This is a genomic window from Streptomyces sp. NPDC040622 (assembly GCF_055593965.1).
Window position 1 is genome coordinate 259836 of the sequence record NZ_JBVIXD010000008.1, and the last position, 20802, is coordinate 280637.

Here is a 20802-nt window from a genome sequence, read left to right on the forward strand (position 1 = left end):
CTTCCGACGCCCCGCCACCTCACGAAGGAGAGTCCGGCATGGACATCACCCAGCAGAACCCCACCTCGCCCGGCGACCCGCGCGAGCACCTGACGTCCCCGGTCACCCAGGCCGTGCTGCGCATGCAGCACACGATGCTGAACGCGGCCCGCGAGTATCTGTCCGGGCAGGAGTTCACCGAGCTGCTGCCGCCCGTGATCGGCCCGGTGACCGACCCCGGCGCCCGGGGCGCCAAGCAGGTCGACGTGGACTACTACGGTCACCGCTACAAACTGATGACCAGCGCGATCCTGTACAAGCAGGCGTCGCTGACCGCCTTCGACCGCATCTTCTGCGTCGCTCCCAACGTCCGCCTCGAGCCGTTGGAGACCAGCTCCACCAGCCGCCACCTCGCCGAGTTCCACCAGATAGACGTGGAGATCGCGGGGGCGTCGAGGGAAGACGCGATGGCGGTCGCGGAAGGCGTCGTCAAACACATCGTGCGCCGGGTCGTGGAGCGCGCCCCCGACCAGCTCGCGGTACTCGGCCGGGACGCCGACGCGTTCACGGGACTGCTCTCGCAGGAACCGTTCGGCCGGCGCACCCACGCGTCCGCCGTCGCCGACCTGCACTCCATGGGCCACGACCAGAATCCGGACGCGGAGATCGACTGGACCGGCGAGGCCCTGCTGTCGTCCAAGTCCGACCAGCCCTTCTTCGTCACCGACTACCCCAAGGGATCGCGCGGGTTCTACGACAAGGAGAACCCCGACCGGCCCGGGCACCTGCGCAACTTCGACCTGTTGGCCGCCGAGGGCTACGGCGAGCTGTGCAGCGGCGGCGAGCGCGAGCACGACTACGGCACCATCATCGCCCGGATGCGGGAGACCGGCGAGAACCCCGCCAAGTACGCCTGGTACCTGAAGGTGGTCCGCGAGGGCATCCCCGCCAGCGCCGGTTTCGGGATCGGCCTGGAGCGCCTGACCCGCTACATCGCGGGACTGCACTCGGCGTGGCAGGCCAGCGCCTTCCCCAAGGTCCCCGGGGTGGTGGCCCCGTGAGTGTCCTGCGAGCCGGCCACTTCCCCGACGCGGAGGTGCGCGAACGCGCCCGCGGCGGACCGGCGGCGGCGTTCCCCGAGCTCCACGACTACGGCCGCGCCCTGTTCGGCGCCGGGGACGAGCGCGGCGGTGACCTCCTGGACGAGGCCCGTCTCGTACCCCCGGTGTTCATGCCGCAGCGGCTGGAGAAGCTGATCGACCTCGCACGGGAACCGCTGCACAGCGACGTCGAGTTGGGCACCCGGATAGGCGGCTTCGCCTCCGCGCTGCCGCTCTACCTCTCGGCGTTCGGATCGACGCAGGTCGCGAGCGCCGACCTCGGGCAGGCCGCGAGCCGGCAGGCGGGCGCCCTCGGCATCCCCATGGTGATCGGCGAGAACGTCGCCCCGGTCAACGGGTCCGGCCAGCTCACCGGCGCCGAGGACGCCACGCTGCTGGGGCGGATACGGGCCTACGCGGACGCCGTACCGGACGGGATCGGCGGGGTCGTCGTCCAGCAGAGCACCGAGGACGCCGACGCCGAGGTGTGGAACCTCATCTACAGCGCGCCGGCCGCCCTTCCCCTGCTGGACAGCGGCCGCCTCGCACTGGAGCTGAAGGTCGGCCAGGGCGCCAAGCCGGGCCTCGGCGGGATGACGGTCGTCGACGACGCCCGGGCGGCCGCGCTGGCCGGGCAGTTCGCCGTGGAGCGGGTCTTCGACGGGGCGAGCGGACGGCAACTGCGCTGCGCGAGCCCCGGCACGTTCACCGAGGAGGTGCTGCGCCAGCAGATCCGCCTGATGCGCAACAACTACCCGCGGGCCCGTGTGTGGGTGAAGCTGCCGCCGGGCCGCGACGTGGGCGAGGCCGCCCGGGTGGCGTGGGCCGCCGGCGCCGACTCCGTGACCGTCGACGGCGCGGAGGGCGGGACGGGCTGGGCGCCCAAGGCGTTCCTCGCCGGTGTCGGCCTGCCGCTCGCCGAGTGCCTGCGCCGCATCGGTGTCCCCGACGGCTGTCTGCTGGTGTCCGGGCGCATGTGGGAAGGCACCCGCGCGGTGAAGTCCCTCGCCCTGGGCGCCCGCGCGGTGGGCCTCGGCCGGGCGGCGCTGCTGGCCGTGGACGAGGATCCGCGGGACGGTCTGCGCCGGCTCGTCGAGTGCATCGCCCTGGAGATGCGGCTGCTCATCAGCGCGCTGGGCAAGTACCGGCCGGACGCCCTGTCCGCCGAGGACGTCTGGGCTCCGTCGGCCGTGGCACACCGGGAAGCGGCTCCGCTCCCGTCGGACGTGCGCTGATGTCCGCCGGCACCGTGGAGGCCTCCCCCGTGCGCACCGGTCCGGTGTCCCCCCGCTACCTCTCGTTCGTCGGCGCCACCGGCCTGTCGAGCGTGGGTGACGCGGCGTGGACCATCGCCCTCGCGTCGACGGTGGTCGGGTCGACCAGCGCCTCGACCGCCGGCACGGTGCTCGCGCTGGCCGGGGTGCCGCGGATCGCCGCGCTGCTCGGCGCGGGCGCGGTCGCCGACCGGCACGGTCCCGCCCGGGTGATGGTGTGGTCGGACCTGGCCCGTGGGGTGCTGATGGCCGTCGCGGCGGTTGCCGTGGCGATCACGGGGCCGTCGGTGCCGGTACTGTTCGGCGTCGCCGCGGTGCTGGGTCTGCTCGGCGCGTTCTTCCTGCCCGCGAGCGGCGCCCTGCGCCCCCTGCTGCTGCCGCCGGAGCACCTGGTGCGGGGCAACGCCCTCTACCTGATCGGTCTGCGGGCCGGTCAGGCGGCGGGCGGTCCGGTCGGTGCGTGGCTGCTCGGCCTCGGCGGGATGGTGGCCGTGGCCTCCGCGAACGCGGTGAGCTTCCTGGTGTCGGCGGCGGCGGTGGCGGTCTGCGGGCCGCGCGGGGCGACGGTTTCCGCCGGGCGCGGGCCGGGCGAGGGGGAATCCTCGGTCCCGCAGGACCGGACCCGGCTGATCACCCGGGTCGCCGAGGGGATGCGGTACGCCGCACGGCACCGGCAGTTGCGCCTGTTGCTGGGCGTGGTCGGGCTGGTGGAGCTCGCGGGAGCCGGACCGATCAACGTCGGCCTCGTCCTGCTCGCCGACTCGCTCGACGCGGGCACCACGGGCGCCGGTGTGCTGCTGTCCGCGTTCACGGTCGGCGCCGCCGCCGCGTTCCTGACCAGCCTCGCGCTGCCGGTACGCCGACGGGCCGCCGCCGTCCTCGTGGTGTGCGTGACCGGCGAGGCGCTGGTGCTCGTCCTGCTGGGGCAGGTCCACTCGGTGGCCGCGGCGGCGGGTGGCTACGCCCTGATGGGCGCGGCCACCGCACAGGCCAGCCTGGTGCTGATGTCGCTGATCCAGCGCTGTGCGGCGGAGGAGATGCGCGGCCGCGTGATGGCACTGATGTCGCTGCTCTCGTTCACCGCTCCGCTGCTCGGCAACCTCCTCATGGGAGTGGCCGTCGACTCCTTCGGCTTCGCGGTGACGCTGGGCCTGCACGGAGTCGTCGCGGCCGCGGCGGTCGCGGTGTTCCTGACCTCACGGACGTTGCGGGAGGCCCGCCTTGACTGAGTTCTCGGGCTCCTGGCCCTCGCTGGCCGAGCTGGGCGCACGGTTGCGGCGCCGGGACGTACGGGCCGTCGATCTGGTGGAGTCGTCCCTGAGGCGGATCGCCACCGTCGACGCGCGGATCAACGCGGTGTTCGCGGTCGATCCGACCGCGCTCGCCCAGGCCAGGATCAGCGACCGCCGCCTGGCCGGGGGACGTGCGCGGCCCCTCGAAGGGGTACCGGTCCTGGTCAAGGACAACGTGGACACCTGCGGCCTAGCCACGGCGGCCGGTTCGCCGCTCCTGACGGAGCACCCTCCCGCGTCGGACGCCGACGTGGTGGGGCTGCTGCGGGCCGCGGGCGCCGTGCTGGTCGGCAAGACGAACATGTCCGAGTGGGGCAACTTCCGTTCCGTGCGAGGGATCGAGGGGTGGTCCGGGGCCGGCGGCCAGACGTGGAACCCGCACGCACCCGATCACAGCCCCGCCGGATCGTCGTCCGGCTCGGCCGCCGCGGTGGCCGCGGGCGTGGTCCCGCTGGCGATCGGCACGGAGACCGACGGTTCGGTCGTGTGCCCCGCGTCCGTCAACGGCGTCGTCGGCGTGAAGCCCGAGCACGGCCTGTTGCCGCTGGGTGGCATCGTGCCGATCTCACCGGCGCTGGACACGCCCGGAGTGCTGGCGGGCTGCTGCGCCGACGCGGCGATCTGTCTGGCGGCGCTGACCGGCGAGGAGCCGACCGGTCCCGTCGATGTGGCCGGGCTGCGACTCGGGGTGTGGCCGGGCCGGCTGATGGCCCCGGCCGCCCAACAGGCCCTGGACCGTACCGTCGACGCGCTCGCCGCGGCCGGGGCGACCGTCGTCCCGGTCGAACTCACTGTGGATTCCGGCGTGTTGAACGACGCGCTGGAGGCCCTGGTGGCGGAGTTCCGGCCGAGCCTGGAGCACTACCTCGCCGGTCGCCGGGGCGCGCCGCCCACCTTGGCCGCGCTGGTCGAGGCCACCCGGGCGCTCGACGCACCGTTCGGGCAGGACCTGTTCGAACGGGCTCTCGCGGTCACCGACGAGCAGCGCGCTCTGGCTCCGGCCCGGCGCGCCCGCTCCCGGCAGTGGGCCCGCACCCTGCTGCGCGACGCGTTGCACGGGCACGGCGTGTCCGCTGTCATCGCGCCGACCAGCGATCCGGCGTGGCCGGTGGACCACGTGGGCGGCGACCGTCGCACCCGCAACACCTCCACCGTCCCCGCCCTGGCCGGCTACCCGCACGTCACCGTCCCGAGCGGACCGCACGACGCGCTCCCCGTGGGCATATCGGTGTTCGGCCCGCCCCGCACCCGCGACGCGCTGGCGATCGCCACCGCCGTCGAGTCGGTCTGCGGCCCGCGCCCGATCCCGCACCTCGCCGGTCGGACGACCTCCTCCCACGAAGCACCCACCGAAGACGAAGCACCCACCGAACCCGAAGGAGCCCTGCGATGACCAACCCCTTCGACGCCACCGACGCCGACTTCCTCGTGCTGGTCAACGACGAGAACCAGCACTCCCTGTGGCCCGCCGCCATCGAGGTCCCCTCCGGCTGGGACACCGCGCACGGACCCGCCGACCGGGCCACGTGCCTGGCGTACGTCGAGACGCACTGGACGGACCTGCGGCCCGCGAGCCTCGCCGCGCTGCGCGGCTGACGCCCGCGCCACGGACACGACCGATAACCGAGACGGGTAGGAGTGAGGTGCGGTGATCAGGCCACAGGAAGCCGGCGGGACGCGCGTCCCGCACGAGGTCGGCGCGGCCGCCGACGTCGTGCACGAACAGTTCGAGTGCCGGGCCGCGGGCACCCCCGACGCGACCGCCCTCGTCTGCGGGAGCGCCCGGATCGGCTACCGGGACCTTGACGAGCGCGCCAACCGGCTCGCTCACCACCTGGTCGCGGGCGGAGTGCGCCCGGGTGACGTGGTCGGCGTGTGCCTGCCCCGGGATGTTCCTCTCGTCGTCGCCGTCTTCGCCGTGCTCAAGGCGGGCGCCGCGTACACGATGCTGGATCCGCGGTTCCCGGCCAGGCGCCTGGTGTCGGTGTGCGAGGACGCCGGGGTGCGGACCGTCGTCACGGTGCCGGGTGGCGCGTTCGACGACCCGCGGTGGTCGACGGTGGACCCCGCCGACCCGGCCGTGGCGTCCCGTCCGGCCACGTCGCCGCGTGTCGCCGTGTCGCCCGAGGACTCCGCGTGCGTCATGTTCACCTCCGGCTCCACCGGCAGGCCCAAGGGCGTCGTCACCCCGCACCGGGCGCTGACCACGACGCTGTGCGGCCAGACGTACACGGACTTCGGCGCGGACCGCGTGTGGCTGCAGTGCTCCCCCGTCTCCTGGGACGCCTTCGCCCTGGAGCTCTTCGGGCCGTTGCTGCACGGCGCGACCTGCGTCCTGCAGCCCGGTGACACCACGGACCCGTCCGCCATCACCGAGCTGATCCGCGAGCACGGCGTCACCACCGTCCACGTGTCGGCCGGCCTCCTCAACCACCTGGTCGACACCTACCCGCACGCCTTCGACGACGTCACGCAGGTGATGACGGGCGGCGAGGCCGCCTCGCCCCGGCACGTGCACGCACTGCTGGACCGCCACCCCGGCCTGCACCTGACCAACGGCTACTCCCCCGTCGAGAACACCGTCTTCACCCTGACCCACCGCATCCGGCCCACCGACACCACCATCCCCGTCGGTCGCCCCCTCGCCACCAAGACCGTGCTGCTCCTGGACCCGGACCTGCGCCCGGTCGCGGACGGCGACACCGGCGAGATCTACATGGCGGGCGCGGGCCTGGCCCACGGCTACCTCGGGCAACCGGGCCTGACCGCCCAGCGGTTCGTGGCCGCGCCCGACGGGGGCCGCATGTACCGCACCGGCGACCTGGGCAGGCTCCGCGACGGGGTCGTGGAGTTCCTCGGCCGGGCCGACGACCAGATCAAGATCCGCGGCTTCCGCGTGGAACCCGCCGAGGTCCAGGCCGCCCTGACCACCCATCCGCTCGTACGTCAGGCCGCCGTCACCGTGTGGCAGGCCGCCGAGGGCGACCGGCGCCTGGTGGCCCACGTCGTCGCGGACCGCCCCATGGAGGTGGCCGAGCTCCGCGCGCACGCCGCCGACCTGCTGCCCGAGCACCTCGTACCGTCGATGTACGTACAGCTGGACGCGCTGCCGCTGACCGCCAACGGCAAGCTCGACCGGGCCGCCCTGCCCGAGCCTCAGGTGGTCACGGGCGCGGGCGGCGCCGCCGGGACCGCGGCCGAGAAGGCGCTGTGCGCCCTGTACGCGGAGCTCCTCGGCGTCCGGTCGGTGGGCGTGGACGACGACTTCCTCGCGCTGGGCGGCCATTCGCTGCTCGTCGCGACCCTCATCGGCCGGGTCCGCGCGCTGCTCGGTGTGCGGCTCCGCGTCACCGATGTGTTCGCCGCCCGCACTCCGCGCGAGCTGGCGCTGCGTGTCGGTGAGGCGGCCTCGGCCGGCCCCGCCCTGGTGCGCGGGGGCGAGCGCCCCAACCCGAGCCCTCTGTCCTTCGCCCAGGCGCGGCTGTGGTTCCTCGACCAGGTCGAGGGCGGTGCCACGTACACGATCCCGCTGACCCTCCGGCTGCGTGGCGCGCTGGACGTCCGGGCGCTGCGGGCCGCGCTGGCCGACGTCGTGGACCGGCACGAGGCCCTGCGCACCGTGTTCCCCGTCGTCGGCGACGTACCGGTGCAGCAGGTGCTCGACCGTGCCGACGTGCCCTGGACGGCCGCCGGCAGCACCGAGGGCGCGCTCGGCTCCCGGGTGCGCGAGCTGGCCTCCGAGGCGTTCGACCTCGCGCACGACATCCCGTTGCGGGCCCACTTGTTGCGTCTGGCGGACGACGATCACCTGCTGCTGCTCGTGCTGCACCACATCGCCGGCGACGGCTGGTCGACGGCGCCGCTGCTGCGCGATCTCGCGGCGGCGTACAACGCCAGGGAGCGCGGCGCCGAGCCCGCGGGGGCCGCGCCCGCGGTGCAGTACGCGGACTACTCCCGGTGGGCGCGCGAGGTGCTCGGGTCGCCCGAGGACCCGGCGAGCGCGCTGGCCGGGCAGGCCGCGTACTGGAAGGCCGCCCTCGCGGGGCTCCCCGCGGAGTCGACCCTGCCCACCGACCGCCCCCGGCCCGCGGTGCGCGGCCCGCACGGGGACACGGTGCCGTTCGCCGTGGACGCGCAGACGCACGAGCGCCTGCTGCGCCTGGCCCGGGACACCGGAAGCACCCTGTTCATAGTCCTGCACGCCGCGGTGGCCGCCGTGCTCACCCGGCTCGGCGCGGGCACCGACATCTGCCTCGGCTCCCCGGTCGCGGGCCGGGGCGAGGCCGCACTGGACGATCTCGTCGGCTTCTTCGTCAACACCCTGGTGCTGCGCACGGACACCGGCGGCGATCCCACCTTCACCGATCTGCTGGGCCGGGTGCGCGAGACCGACCTCGCCGCGTACGACCACCAGGACCTGCCCTTCGACCAGCTCGTCCAGGACCTCAACCCCGAGCGCTCGCTCTCCCGCCACCCGCTCTTCCAGATCATGCTGGTCCTGCAGAACACCCCTGCGCTCACCGCGGAGTTCACCGGTCTGCACGCGGAGCACGAGGTCGTCGACCTGGATGTGGCGAAGTTCGACCTCACCCTCGACCTGGCCGAGTCGGACGACGGGATCACCGGCGCCCTCAAGTACGCGACCGATCTGTTCGACCGGGAGACCGTCGAGCGCGTCGCGCGGCTGCTGGCCCGCGCCCTGACCGTGTTCGCGGCGGAACCCCACACGCCCGTCGGCCGTGCGGACCTGCTGACGCCGGCGGAGCGTGAACTGCTGCTCGACCGGTGGGGCGGCCACTGCGACGGCATCAGCCGCCGACTGCACGAGGTCGTCGCCGAACAGGCCGCGCGCACCCCCGGCGCGAGCGCGCTGATCGCCTCGGACACGCACCTGACGTACGCCCAACTGGAGGCGTCCGCCAACCAGTTGGCTCACCACTTCATCGACGAAGGTGTCCGGCCAGGTGATCTCGTCGGCGTGCTCCTCGACCGCGACTGCGACCTGGTCGTGGCGGTCCTCGCCGTCCTCAAGGCGGGCGCGGCGTACACGATGCTGGACCCCCGCTTCCCGCAGGCGCGGCTCGCCGGCCTGGTCGAAGCGGGCGGCATCGCGCACGTCGTCTCCACACCGGCGCTGGGCTTCCCCGGGATGCTGCGCGTCGACGACGCGTCGGTCGGACTGCGGCCCAGGACCGCGCCGGACGTGCCGGGCTCCGCGGCGGACGTGGCGTGCGTGATGTTCACCTCCGGATCCACCGGTAGGCCCAAGGGCGTCGTGACCCCGCACGGCGCGCTGACGTCGACGCTGCTGGGGCAGACGTACGCCGATTTCGGCCCGGACCACACCTGGCTGCAGTGCTCGCCGGTGTCCTGGGACGCCTTCGCCCTCGAACTCTTCGGGCCGCTGCTGCACGGCGCCACCTGCGTCCTGCACCCCGGCCTCGACACCGACCCGGCGGTGGTGGCCGAGCTCGTCGCCAAGCACTCCGTCACGACCGTGCACTTCTCCGCCGGACTGCTCAACCACCTCGTCGACGAACACCCGGAGATCTTCCACGGCATCACGACGGTCCTGACGGGCGGCGAACCGGCCTCGGTCGCGCACGTGTCGCGCCTGCTCGACCGGCATCCCGGCCTGCGTCTGGTCAACGGCTACTCCCCGGTCGAGAACTGCATCTTCACGCTCACCCACCCGATCGTTCCCGCGGACACCGCCGGCGCGATCCCCGTGGGGCGGCCCGTCGTGGCCAAGGGCGTGTACATCCTCGACGAGCACCTCCAGCCGGTCCCGGTCGGCGTTCCCGGCGAGATCCACATGTCCGGCTCCGGTCTCGCCCACGGCTATCTGCACGAGCCCCGGATGACCGCCGAGCGGTTCGTGGCCTGCCCGTTCGAGCCCGGCCTGCGCATGTACCGCACCGGCGACCTGGGTCGCTGGCGCGCCGACGGCACCGTGGAGTACCTGGGCCGTTCCGACGACCAGGTGAAGATCCGCGGTTTCCGCATCGAGCCCGGCGAGGTGCGTGCGGTCGTCGAGGGGCACCCCGACGTCCGGCAGAGCGCCGTGGTCGTCCGGGAGGACCGGCCCGGGGAGAAGGCACTCGTCGCGTACGTCGTCACGGACGGCCCGGCGGACGTGCCGTCCCTGCGCCGCCGGGTCGCCGAGCGGCTTCCCGAGCATCTGCGCCCGAACGCCTACGTGGTCCTGGACCGACTGCCGCTGTCGGCCACCGGCAAGCTCGACCGCGGCGCGCTTCCGGCGCCGGAGCGCGCCACCACGGGATCCGACGGCGCGCGCACCGCACGCGGGGAGATCCTGTGCGGGCTGTTCGCGGAGGTGCTTGAGCTGCCCGAGGTCGGACCCGAGGTCGACTTCTTCGACGTGGGCGGTCACTCCCTGCTCGCCGCGAAGCTCGTCAACCGCGTCCGGACGACGCTCGGGTGCGAGGTCGGCATCCGGGCGCTGTTCACCCACCGCACTCCCGCCGCGCTCGACGCGGCCCTCGGTTCGGCAGGGCGGGCCCGGCCCGCGCTGGTCGCGGCCGAGCGCCCCGAGCGCGTGCCGCTGTCCGCCGCCCAGGCCCGGCTCTGGCTGCTCGATCAGGTCGAGGGCGGGTCGAGCACGTACAACGTCCAGTACGCGGTCGAGGTATCCGGCCCGGTGGACCGCGCCGCCCTGCGGGCCGCCGTCACCGACACCGTCCTGCGCCACGAGGCGCTGCGCACCGTCTATCCGGTCTCGGACGGGGTGCCCCACCAGCGGGTCCTGACCGCGCGGGAGCTGGCGGGAGCGGCGCAGGGGCCGGACAGCCTCTTCGAGGCGCTGGCCGTCCCGGTGTCGGGGGTGACCGAGGCCGTCACCGAGGCGGCCCGGCACGTGTTCGACCTGGCCGTCGAACCGCCTGTGCGGGTCCTGCTGTTGAGCGCGGGCGAGCGGGAGCACACCCTGCTCGTGACCCTGCACCACATCGCCGGGGACGGCTGGTCGCTGCGTCCGCTCTTCGACGACCTGGCGACCGCGTACGCCGCCCGCCGGGCCGGTGCCGTGCCGGACTGGCACCCGCTGCCGGTGCAGTACGCGGACTACACCCTCTGGCAGCGGGATCATCTGGGGGACGCGCGCAGCGCGGATTCCCCGGCCCATCACCACCTCGCCCACTGGCGCGCCCGGTTGGCCGGGCTTCCGGAGCAGCTCGACCTGCCGACGGACCGGCCGCGCCCGGCGCGCCCGACCCACCGCGGCGAGTCCCTTCCGGTGCGGGTCGACGCCGATACGCACACCGCGCTGTCGGCGCTCGCCCGGACGAACGGCGTGACGTCGTTCATGGTGGTCCAGGCGGCGTTCGCGGCCCTGCTGACCCGTCTCGGCGCCGGCACCGACATCCCCGTCGGCACCCCGGTGGCGGGGCGTACGGACGAGGCGCTCGGGGGCCTGGTCGGCTTCTTCGTCAACACGCTGGTGCTGCGCACGGACACCGGCGGCGATCCCACCTTCACCGATCTGCTGGGCCGGGTGCGCGAGACCGACCTCGCCGCGTACGACCACCAGGACCTGCCCTTCGACCAGCTCGTCCAGGACCTCAACCCGGTCCGGACCACCGACCGGCACCCGCTGTTCCAGGTCATGGTCGTCCTGCAGAACAACGCGGCACCGGCGGCCGGCCTCGACGGCACGGTCTGCACCCCCGTCGACGTGCCGAACCTGGCGGCCAAGTTCGACCTGACCCTGTCGCTGCACGAGAGCCGGGGCGGCCTGACCGGCTACCTGGAGTTCGCCACCGATCTGTTCGACCGCGGGACCGCCGAGCTGATGGTCGAGCGGTTCACGCGTCTGCTGTCGGCCGTGGCCCGCGATCCCGAACTGCCGCTGGGCGCACACGATGTGATGGGCCCGCGGGAACGGTTCGCCGTGTCCGAGCAGTGGACCGGCTCGCCGCGCGCGCCCGAGCCTCGCCCGCTCCACGCGATCGTCGCCGGGCATGGCGAGCGCACTCCGGAGGCGACCGCCCTGATATGCGGCGGGGAGCGGATCACGTACGCCCGACTCGCCGCACGTGCACACCAGTTGGGCCACCATCTGGTCGAGCGCGGGGTACGTCCCGGTGACGTGGTGGGTGTCCTGCTCGAACGCGACGAGGAACTGGTCGTCGCCGTCCTGGGCGCCCTGTCCGCAGGGGCCGGCTACACGATGCTCGACCCTCGGTTCCCCTCGGCGCGTCTCGCCGAGGCGCTGGAGCGGACGTCCGCCCCGGTGGTGGTGACCACGCGCGACCTCGCCGGTCTCGTGCCGGCCACGTCCCCGGTCCTGGTGGACGCCGACGCCGACGCGATCGAGGCCGCTCCCCGGCACGCCCCCGACATCGTGGTCACCGCCGACGACGTCGCGTGCGTGATGTTCACGTCCGGTTCGACCGGCACGCCCAAGGGCGTGATCACCTCGCACGGGGCGCTCACCGCCACCCTGCTCGGCCAGGACTACACGGACTTCGGCGCGGACGCGGTGTGGCTGCAGTGCTCCCCGGTGTCCTGGGACGCCTTCGCCCTCGAACTCTTCGGGCCGCTGCTGCACGGCGCCACCTGCGTCCTGCAGCCGGGCCACACCACCGATCCCGGCGTCATCGCCCGGCTGCTGACCGAGCACGGGGTCACCACCGCACACTTCTCGGCCAGCCTCCTCAATCACCTCACCGACGAGCACCCGGCCGCCCTGGCCGGCGTCAGCCACCTCATGACCGGCGGCGAGGCGGCGTCCGTGCCGCACGTGCGCACGCTCCTGGAGCGTCACCCGGGGCTGCGCCTCGTCAACGGCTACTCCCCGGTGGAGAACACGATCTTCACCCTGACCCACGACATCACCACCGACGACTCCCCCGTCCCGGTCGGCAGGCCGATCGCGGGCAAGCGGGCCTGGGTGCTCGGACCCGATCTGCGTCCGGTGCCGACGGGCGTCCCGGGCGAGATCTACATGAGCGGACCGGGCCTGGCCCACGGCTACGTCGGCCAACCCGCCCTCACCGCGCAGCGCTTCGTCGCCGCGCCGGACGGCGGCCGCATGTACCGCACCGGCGACCTGGGCCGCTGGCGTGCCGACGGCGCCATCGCGTACCTGGGGCGTACGGACGACCAGGTCAAGGTACGCGGCTTCCGGATCGAACCGTCCGCCGTCCAGGCGTATGTGACGGCCCATCCGGCGGTGCGGCGCTGCGCCGTCGTGGTCAGGGACGACCGGCTGGTGGCGTACGTCGTGCCCGACGGTGACCTCGACCTGGCGGAGCTGCGCGCGTTCGTCGCGGGCCGGCAGCCGGAACATCTGCGGCCCGCCGTCTACATACGCATCGACGAGATCCCCCTCACCCCCAACGGGAAGCTGGACAGCGCCGCGCTGCCGGAGCCTGCCACGGCAGCCGACAGCGAGGGCCGCGCCGCCCGTACGGTGCGCGAACAGCTCCTGTGCGGTCTGTTCGCCGAGGTTCTGGGCGTCGGCGAGGTGGGGGTCGACGAGGACTTCTTCGCCCTGGGCGGCCATTCCCTGCTCGGCGCCAAGCTCGTCAACCGGGTCCGCTCGGCACTGGACGCCGAGGTCGGGCTGCGGGACCTCTTCGCCTGCCCGACACCGGCCGCACTGGCTTCCGTCGTCGACACCGCCGCCGCGGCCCGACCGGCACTGACGGCGGCGGAGCGCCCGGGCGAGCTGCCGCTCTCCGCCGCGCAGCACCGCTTGTGGTTCCTCGACCAGCTGCACGGCGCCAACCCCGCTTACAACGTGAGCCACACCCTGAAGCTCGAAGGCGACCTCGAAGTGGAGGCGCTGCGAACGGCCCTCGCGGACGTCGTGGCTCGGCACGAGGCGCTGCGCACGACGTTCGACACGGTCGACGGGATGCCCGTCGCCGTGGTCCGGCCGGCGGACACGGTACGGCTCGACGTGCCGTACCGGGAGGTCTTTGGGCCCGAGGTGGACGAGGCGGTCGCCGAGGCCGCCCGCTACGCCTTCGACCTGTCCGCCGAGCTCCCCGTACGGGCGGCGGTCCTGCGGACCGGTCCGCGCTCCCACGTCCTGGTGCTGACCCTGCACCACATCGCGGCCGACGGCTGGTCCATGCGCCCCCTGCTGGAGGACCTGGCGACGGCGTACACGGCACGGTCGGACGGCGACGCCCCACGCTGGTCGCCGCTGCCGGTGCAGTACGTCGACTACAGCCTGTGGCAGCGACGCCTGCTCGGCGACAGCGCCGACGCCGATTCCCTGCTGTCACGGCAACTCGCCCACTGGGCCAAGGCCTTGGAGGGACTTCCGGACGAGGTGCCCCTGCCCACCGACCGGCCGCGTCCCGCCACGCCCACCGGACACGGCGACACCGTCGACGTGACGCTGGACGCACGGACACACCAAGCGCTGCTCGATCTGGCGCGGGCGCACGGGGTGACACTGTTCATGGTGGTGCAGGCCGCGCTCGCGGCGCTGTTCACCCGGCTCGGCGCCGGTACCGACGTGCCGCTCGGCACGCCCGTGGCGGGGCGGACCGACGCCGCCCTCGACGGCCTCGTCGGATTCTTCGTCAACACGCTCGTGCTGCGTACGGACACCGGCGGCGATCCCACCTTCCGCGAACTCCTCGCCCGGGTGCGCGAGAGCGACCTCGCGGCGTTCGACCACCAGGACGTGCCCTTCGAGCGGATCGTGGAGCACCTCAACCCGGCACGCACCGCCAGTCAACACCCGCTGTTCCAGACAGCGTTGGTCGTACAGAACAACTCGGCCGCCGACCTTCGGCTGCCGGGCCTGCGCGCCGCTGTCGCCCCCGTCACCACCGGCAGCGCCAAGTTCGACCTGGTGGTCTCCCTCGACGAGCACCATGACGAGGCGGCCCGGCCCGCGGGCATCGGCGGCCGCATGGAGTTCGCCACCGACCTGTTCGACCGGACGACCGCCCAACGGCTCGTGGACCGCCTGGCGGGCGTGCTCGAGCACGCCGTAGCCGATCCGGAGGTGCGGGTCGGCGGGCTGGACGTCCTGACGCCGGGCGAACACGACGCGCTGGTCGGGGAGTGGGCCGAGGGGCGGCCGGGCGTGTCCGACCGCTGCGTCCACGAGGCGGTATCCGGACAGGCCGCGATCACGCCCGGGGCGACCGCGCTGATCTTTGGGGAACAGAACGTCAGCTACGCCGAGTTGGAGCGTCGCGCGAACCGTCTCGCCCACCGCCTCGCCGCTCACGGTGTGGGCCCCGGCCGGTTCGCCGCCGTCCTGCTGGACCGGGGGATCGACCTGGTCGTGAGTGTCCTCGCGGTGCTCAAGGCGGGGGCGGGCTACTCGCTCCTCGACCCGCGGTTCCCCGCGGAGCGTGTCGCGGCGATCGTCGATGCGGCCGACGCGGCCCTGGTCGTCACCGACGAGGCAGGCGCCGCCCGCCTCGACACGCACAGGACCGTCCTCGACATCGGGACCGACCCCGGACCGCTGCCGGAAGGACCGCCGCAGGTGGCGGTCACCGCGGACGATCCGGCATGCGTGATGTTCACCTCCGGTTCGACGGGCCGGCCCAAGGGCGTGGTCGCCCCGCACCGGGCGATCACCGGCACGCTGCTGGGCCAGAACTACGTCGACTTCGGCGCGGCCCAGGTGTGGCTGCAGTGCGCGCCGATGCCGTGGGACGCGTTCGCGATGGAACTGTTCGGCCCGCTCCTGCACGGCGCCACCTGTGTGCTGCAGCCGGGGCCGACACCCGAGCCGGAGCAGATCGCCCGTCTGGTGCGGCGGCACGGGGTGAGCACCGTGTTCCTGTCGACGAGCCTGTTCAACTTCCTGCTCGACGAGTACCCGGACGTCTTCGACCGGCTGCGGCAGGTGATGTCGGGCGGCGAGGCGGTGTCGCCGGAGCACATGGCGCGGCTGCTGCGCGATCATCCGCACGTCCGGCTCGTCCACGCCTATGGGCCGGTCGAGCACATGATCTACACCAGTTGCCACGCCGTGCGCGCCGACGACATGTCGGCCAGGACCGTACCCATCGGCACGTCTCTCGCGGGCAAGCAGTCCTATGTCCTGGACGCGCGCCTGCGGCCGGTGCCGCCGAACGTGCCCGGCGAACTGTACGTCGCAGGCGTCGGCTCGGCGCACGGCTACCTCGGCGAACCGGCCTTGACGGCGGAACGGTTCGTGGCGTGCCCCTACGGTGCTCCGGGCACGCGCATGTACCGCACCGGCGACCTGGTGCGCCGACGCGCCGACGGCCTGCTGGAGTTCGTGGGCCGCACCGACGACCAGGTGAAGATCCGCGGTTTCCGGATCGAGCCGGCCGAGGTGCAGGCCGCGGTCACCGCGCATCCCGCGGTCCGTCGCGGTGCCGTGGTCGTCCGGGAGGACAGGCCGGGCGACAAGCGCCTCGTCGCGTACGTGGTGCCCGAGCCGGACAGCGGCCTGGACGAGGCCTCGCTGCGCGAGCACGCCCAGCGGCGCCTGCCCGAGCATCTGCGCCCTGCCGCCTACGTCCTGCTCGACCGGCTGCCGCTGAACCCCAACGGCAAGCTCGACCGCGCCGCGCTCCCCGCCCCGGAGCTGGGCGAACGGCCCGCGGGACGGGCGCCGAAGAGCAGAGAGGAGACGGTGCTCTGCGAGCTGTTCGCGGAGCTGCTCGACGTGGGGTCCGTGGGCGTGGACGAGGACTTCTTCGTCCTGGGCGGGCATTCGCTGCTGGTCGGACGGCTGATCAGCCGGGTGCGGTCGGCCCTCGGGGCCGAGGTGTCCCTCAAGACGGTGTTCGAGACGCGGACCGTGGCCGCGCTGGCCGGCCGGCTCGACCGGGCCGCGCCTGTGCGCCCCGCGCTGCGCCGTCGCCCCAGGCAGGAGGAGGTCAAGTGAGCACGTCCATCGAGACGGCCCCGCTGTCGCACAACCAGCAGCGGCTGTGGTTCCTCGGGCGGGCCGAGCCGGGCCCCGCGTACAACATTCCGGTCGTGCTGCGGCTGCGCGGCGCACTGGACGTGGCGGCACTGCGGGCGGCGCTGGCCGACGTGACGGCCCGGCACGAGGTGCTGCGCACGGTCTACCCCGAGGTCGACGGGGCGCCCCGGCAGCGGATCATGCCGCCCGGCCCGGTCCGCCTCGACGTGGTCGACACCGACGATCCGGCGTCCGCGCTCGATCAGGCGGCCCGGCACGTATTCGACCTCGTGACGGACCTGCCGCTGCGCACCACCCTGTTCGTGTCGCCGGGCACCGACGAGCACGTCCTGCTGCTGCTCGTGCACCACATCGCGGGGGACGGCTGGTCCATCGCCCCTCTGACGCGGGACTTGGCAACCGCGTATGCCGCCCGCGCGGCGGGGAAGGCTCCCGATTTCCCCGAGTTGCCGGTGCAGTACGCGGACTTCGCCTACTGGCAGCAGGACGTACTGGGAGACGCGGCCGACCCCGGCAGCCTGTCGTCCCGTCAGCTCGCGCACTGGCGGCAGGCGTTGGACGGGGCCCCGGAAGAGGCCGGGTTCCCGGCGGACCGGCCCCGGCCGGGCCACCCCGACCACAGCGGGAACAGCGTCACGGTGCGGATCGGCCCCGAGGCGCACCGGGCACTGCTCGACCTGGCGACACGGTCGGAGACGACGCTGTTCATGGTGGTGCACGCCGCCGTAGCCGCGCTGCTGACCCGGATGACCGGCGGGACCGACCTGCCCCTGGGCACGGTCGTCGCGGGACGGTCCGACGAGGCCCTGAACGATCTGGTCGGCTTCTTCGTCAACACGGTGGTGCTGCGCGCGGACACCTCGGGCGACCCGGCCTTCACCGAGCTCCTCGACCGGGTGCGCGCCACCGACCTGGACGCGTTCGCCCACCAGGACGTGCCGTTCGAGCAGGTCGTCGAGGTGACCAACCCGGCAAGGGTGCCCGGACGCCATCCGCTGTTCCAGGTGATGCTGGTGCTCACCACACAGGTCGGCGCGCCCGCCGCGTGGCCCGGCCTGCGGGTCGACTCGGTCCAACAGGGCACCGGGACGGCCAAGTTCGACACGACGGTCGGGGTCCGCGAATCCCGGTCCTCCTCGGGTGAGCCGCTCGGCCTGGAGGTCACCTGGGAGTACGCGACGAGCCGGTACGAGCACGCTTCGGCGGAGCTGCTGGCTCGCCGTCTGGAGCGGCTGCTGGTCCAGGTCGCGGCGGATCCGTCGCCGAGACTGAGCGAGCTGGCGGTGCTGGACGAGGCGGAGCGCACGGAGCTCGTCTCGCCTGCCGCTGCCCCCGGTGTGCGGGAACGCTGCCTGCACGACCTGTTCGCCGAGCAGGCCGCCCGCACACCGACGGCGACGGCCCTGGTCCACGAGGGCCGCCGCACCACGTACGCGGACCTCGAGGACCACGCCCGGCGCGTCGCCCGTCACCTGGACACCGGCCCCGGCGACGTCGTGGGCATCCACCTCGACCGCGGCCCGGACATGGTGGCCGCGCTGCTGGGCGTCCTGAAGACCGGCGCCTGCTACACGCTGCTGGACACGGCGTTCCCGGCGGAGCGGCTGCGCTCGGTGCTGGACCGGGCCGGCATCCCCACCGTGGTCGGCTCGTCCGCCTCGGCGCCGGTCCTGCGACGCCCGTGCGTCGACATCGCCGAAGTGCCGGCCGTCGCGGCTGCCGCTGACGTACCGCCGGTCGCGGTGCTTCCCGGCGACCCGGCGGTGGTCATGTTCACCTCCGGGTCGACGGGAGTGCCCAAGGGGGTCGTGGCCTCCCACGGCGCCGTCAGCGCGACCCTCACCGGCCAGGCGTACGCCGGGTTCGGCCCCGGTGAGGTGTGGCTGCAGAGCGCGCCGGTGTCCTGGGACGCCTTCGGCACCCAGCTGTTCGGGCCGCTGCTGCACGGCGGCACGTCGGTGCTGCTGCCCGGCGCACGGGTCGACCCGGCCGTCATCGCCGACCTGGTGGTCGAGCACGGCGTCACCGTCTTCGACGCGTCGGCCAGCCTCTTCAACCACGTGCTCGACGAGCATCCGAAGGTCTTCGCGACCGTCCGCCACGCGCTGACCGGCGGCGAACCCGCGTCGTCCCATCACCTCGCGCTCGCCCGGGCGCAGTTCCCCGACGTACGGCTCGTCAACGGCTACGGGCCCGCGGAGAGCACGGGCTTCACCACGGCCCACGTCGTCACGGACGCGGCGGACGCCCGGGTGCCGATCGGCAAACCGCTGCCCGGCAAGCACGGCTACGTCCTGGACGACCGGCTCCGGCTCGTGCCCCCGGGAGGCATCGGCGAGCTGTACCTGACGGGGGCGGGCCTGGCCCTGGGCTACCTGGGCGCCCCCGGCGCGACCGCCGAGCGCTTCGTCGCCGACCCCTACGGGGCGTCCGGGACCCGCATGTACCGCACGGGCGATGTCGTGCGGTGGCGGCCCGACCGCACCCTCGACTACCTCGGGCGCGCCGACGGCCAGGTCAAGGTGCGCGGCTTCCGCATCGAGCCGGCCGAGATCGAGGCCGTGCTCACCGCGCACCCGTCCCTCACCCGGGCCGCGGTCGTCGTCCGCGAGGACCGCCCCGGCGACAAGCGGCTCGTCGCGTACGCCGTGCCCGCCCCCGGCACCGCACCGGACCCGGCGGCCCTGCGTGAACACCTGGCCGCCCGACTGCCCCAGCACATGGTGCCCGGCGCCGTCGTCCTCCTGGACGCCCTGCCGTACACCGCGAACGGCAAGCTGGACCGGCGCGCCCTGCCCGCGCCCGATCACACGCCGACCACGGGCCGGGCGCCCGCCACGCAGACGGAGCGGGCGCTGTGCGAGCTGTTCGCCGAAGTCCTCGGCCTGTCCGCCCCGTCGGGCGTCGACGACGGCTTCTTCGAACTCGGCGGGCATTCACTGCTGGCCACCAGGCTGACGGCACGCATCGCGTCCCGCCTCGGGGTCCGCGTGGGCATCCAGACCCTGTTCGAGGCCCCCACGCCCGCCGCCATGGCATCCCGCCTGGGCACGTCCGGCGCGGACGACGGGCTCGCCGTCCTGCTGCCGCTGCGCACGCAAGGGTCCAGGCCCCCGCTGTTCTGCGTCCACCCGGCGGCCGGCATCAGCTGGGTCTACTCGGGACTGCTGCGCCATCTCCCGGACCGGCCGGTCTACGGCCTCCAGGCCCACGGCCTGTCCGCGCCCGACGACGCCCCCGAATCCATCGCCGCCATGGCCGCGGACTACCTCACCCGGATCCGTACCGTTCAGCCCAACGGGCCCTACCACCTGCTCGGTTGGTCGTTCGGCGCGGGCGTCGCCCACGTGATGGCGGCCGCCCTCCGGGACGCCGGTGAGGAGGTCGCGCTCCTCGCGCTCCTCGACGGCTATCCGTCCGTCGGCACCGGGGCGTCCTTCACCGCCGACGATCCCCAGGTCCAGGACGCCCTGCGGGAGTCGCTCGGACTCGCGGAGCTGACCCCCGAGGCGTTCCGGGAGCACGTCGGCGCCCCGCCCACGCTCGCCTCGGTGTTCGCGCACCACCTCACCCTCAGCTGCTCGGGAGCGCCCCCGCACTACGCCGGGCCCGCGCTGTTCTTCCACGCCACCGCCGGCAAGACGGCCAAGGCCCCCGCCCCCGACGCCTGGCTGCCCCACGTCGCCCACCTGGAAATCCACCCCGTCGACTGCCGCCACGGAGACATGACCGCGCCCGGACCGATCGCGCGGATCGCGGCCGTGCTCGACGCCCACCTCGACACACACGCCCGCCTCGACACGCTCGACGCCCTCGACACAGGAGATCAACGATGACCACCGCTGTGATGCACCAGTTCTACCGACTCGTCGACGCCGGCGACGTGTCCGGACTCGGCGCGCTGTTCACCCCGGACGCCACCTACCACCGCCCCGGCTATCCCGCGCTCCTCGGCCGGTCGGGCATCGAGCACTTCTACGCCCACGAGCGGGTCATCCGCGAAGGGCACCACGAGCTCGACTCCGTCGTGGTCAGCGGCGACGAGGTCGCCGTGAAGGGCTCGTTCGAGGGAGTGCTGAACGACGGGACGCCCGCCAAGCACCGCTTCGCCGAGTTCTTCACCCTCACCCCCGACCACCTGATCGAGCGCCGCGAGACGTTCTTCTCCGCCCCGCTCGTCTGACCACGCGGCCCGTCCGCCCGCCCCGCCCGCCCCGCCCTCCCCGCTCTCGACGTACCTCGTCACGAACCCC

The 20802-nt window shown here is 73.7% G+C and carries 8 protein-coding genes; all 8 read left to right on the forward strand.

The window, feature by feature from the left end:
• Window positions 1–38 precede the first annotated feature (38 nt).
• The 8 genes from ACZ592_RS24415 to ACZ592_RS24450 are packed head-to-tail and all read left to right on the forward strand — an operon-like array spanning window position 39 to window position 20732.
• Entirely contained in the window at window positions 39–1040 is a 1002-nt protein-coding gene (locus ACZ592_RS24415) for an asparagine synthetase A (protein WP_471583738.1), read from the forward strand.
• Window positions 1037–2314 (forward strand): glutamate synthase-related protein, encoded by a 1278-nt coding sequence (locus ACZ592_RS24420; RefSeq protein ID WP_471583739.1) that lies wholly within the window; start codon window positions 1037–1039, stop codon window positions 2312–2314. The genes ACZ592_RS24415 and ACZ592_RS24420 overlap by 4 nt, the downstream gene beginning before the upstream one ends.
• Window positions 2314–3582, forward strand: coding sequence for an MFS transporter (locus ACZ592_RS24425; RefSeq protein WP_471583740.1), 1269 nt, complete (start codon window positions 2314–2316; stop codon window positions 3580–3582). The genes ACZ592_RS24420 and ACZ592_RS24425 overlap by 1 nt, the downstream gene beginning before the upstream one ends.
• Window positions 3575–5038: an amidase family protein gene (locus ACZ592_RS24430; RefSeq protein WP_471583741.1), complete on the forward strand. Its 1464-nt coding sequence runs from the start codon at window positions 3575–3577 to the stop codon at window positions 5036–5038. Before ACZ592_RS24425 ends, ACZ592_RS24430 begins: the two co-directional genes overlap by 8 nt.
• The gene (locus ACZ592_RS24435) at window positions 5035–5241 is read left to right on the forward strand and encodes an MbtH family protein (protein ID WP_471583742.1); all 207 of its coding nucleotides are present in this window, start codon (window positions 5035–5037) and stop codon (window positions 5239–5241) included. The genes ACZ592_RS24430 and ACZ592_RS24435 overlap by 4 nt, the downstream gene beginning before the upstream one ends.
• 52 nt (window positions 5242–5293) lie before the next feature.
• Window positions 5294–16507, forward strand: coding sequence for an amino acid adenylation domain-containing protein (locus tag ACZ592_RS24440; protein ID WP_471583743.1), 11214 nt, complete (start codon window positions 5294–5296; stop codon window positions 16505–16507).
• Window positions 16504–20385 carry a non-ribosomal peptide synthetase gene (locus tag ACZ592_RS24445; RefSeq protein ID WP_471583744.1) on the forward strand — a complete coding sequence of 1294 codons (3882 nt, stop codon included), beginning with the start codon at window positions 16504–16506 and terminating at the stop codon, window positions 20383–20385. Before ACZ592_RS24440 ends, ACZ592_RS24445 begins: the two co-directional genes overlap by 4 nt.
• Window positions 20382–20732 carry a nuclear transport factor 2 family protein gene (locus ACZ592_RS24450; RefSeq protein WP_471583745.1) on the forward strand — a complete coding sequence of 117 codons (351 nt, stop codon included), beginning with the start codon at window positions 20382–20384 and terminating at the stop codon, window positions 20730–20732. Before ACZ592_RS24445 ends, ACZ592_RS24450 begins: the two co-directional genes overlap by 4 nt.
• The last annotated feature ends 70 nt before the right edge of the window (window positions 20733–20802 follow it).

What these genes read in the sequence shown, in the direction of transcription:
- ACZ592_RS24425 (WP_471583740.1), top strand. Translation starts at nt 2,314, where the DNA reads ATGTCCGCCGGCACCGTGGAGGCCTCCCCCGTGCGCACCGGTCCGGTG.
- ACZ592_RS24450 (WP_471583745.1), top strand. Translation starts at nt 20,382, where the DNA reads ATGACCACCGCTGTGATGCACCAGTTCTACCGACTCGTCGACGCCGGC.
- ACZ592_RS24435 (WP_471583742.1), top strand. Translation starts at nt 5,035, where the DNA reads ATGACCAACCCCTTCGACGCCACCGACGCCGACTTCCTCGTGCTGGTC.
- ACZ592_RS24415 (WP_471583738.1), top strand. Translation starts at nt 39, where the DNA reads ATGGACATCACCCAGCAGAACCCCACCTCGCCCGGCGACCCGCGCGAG.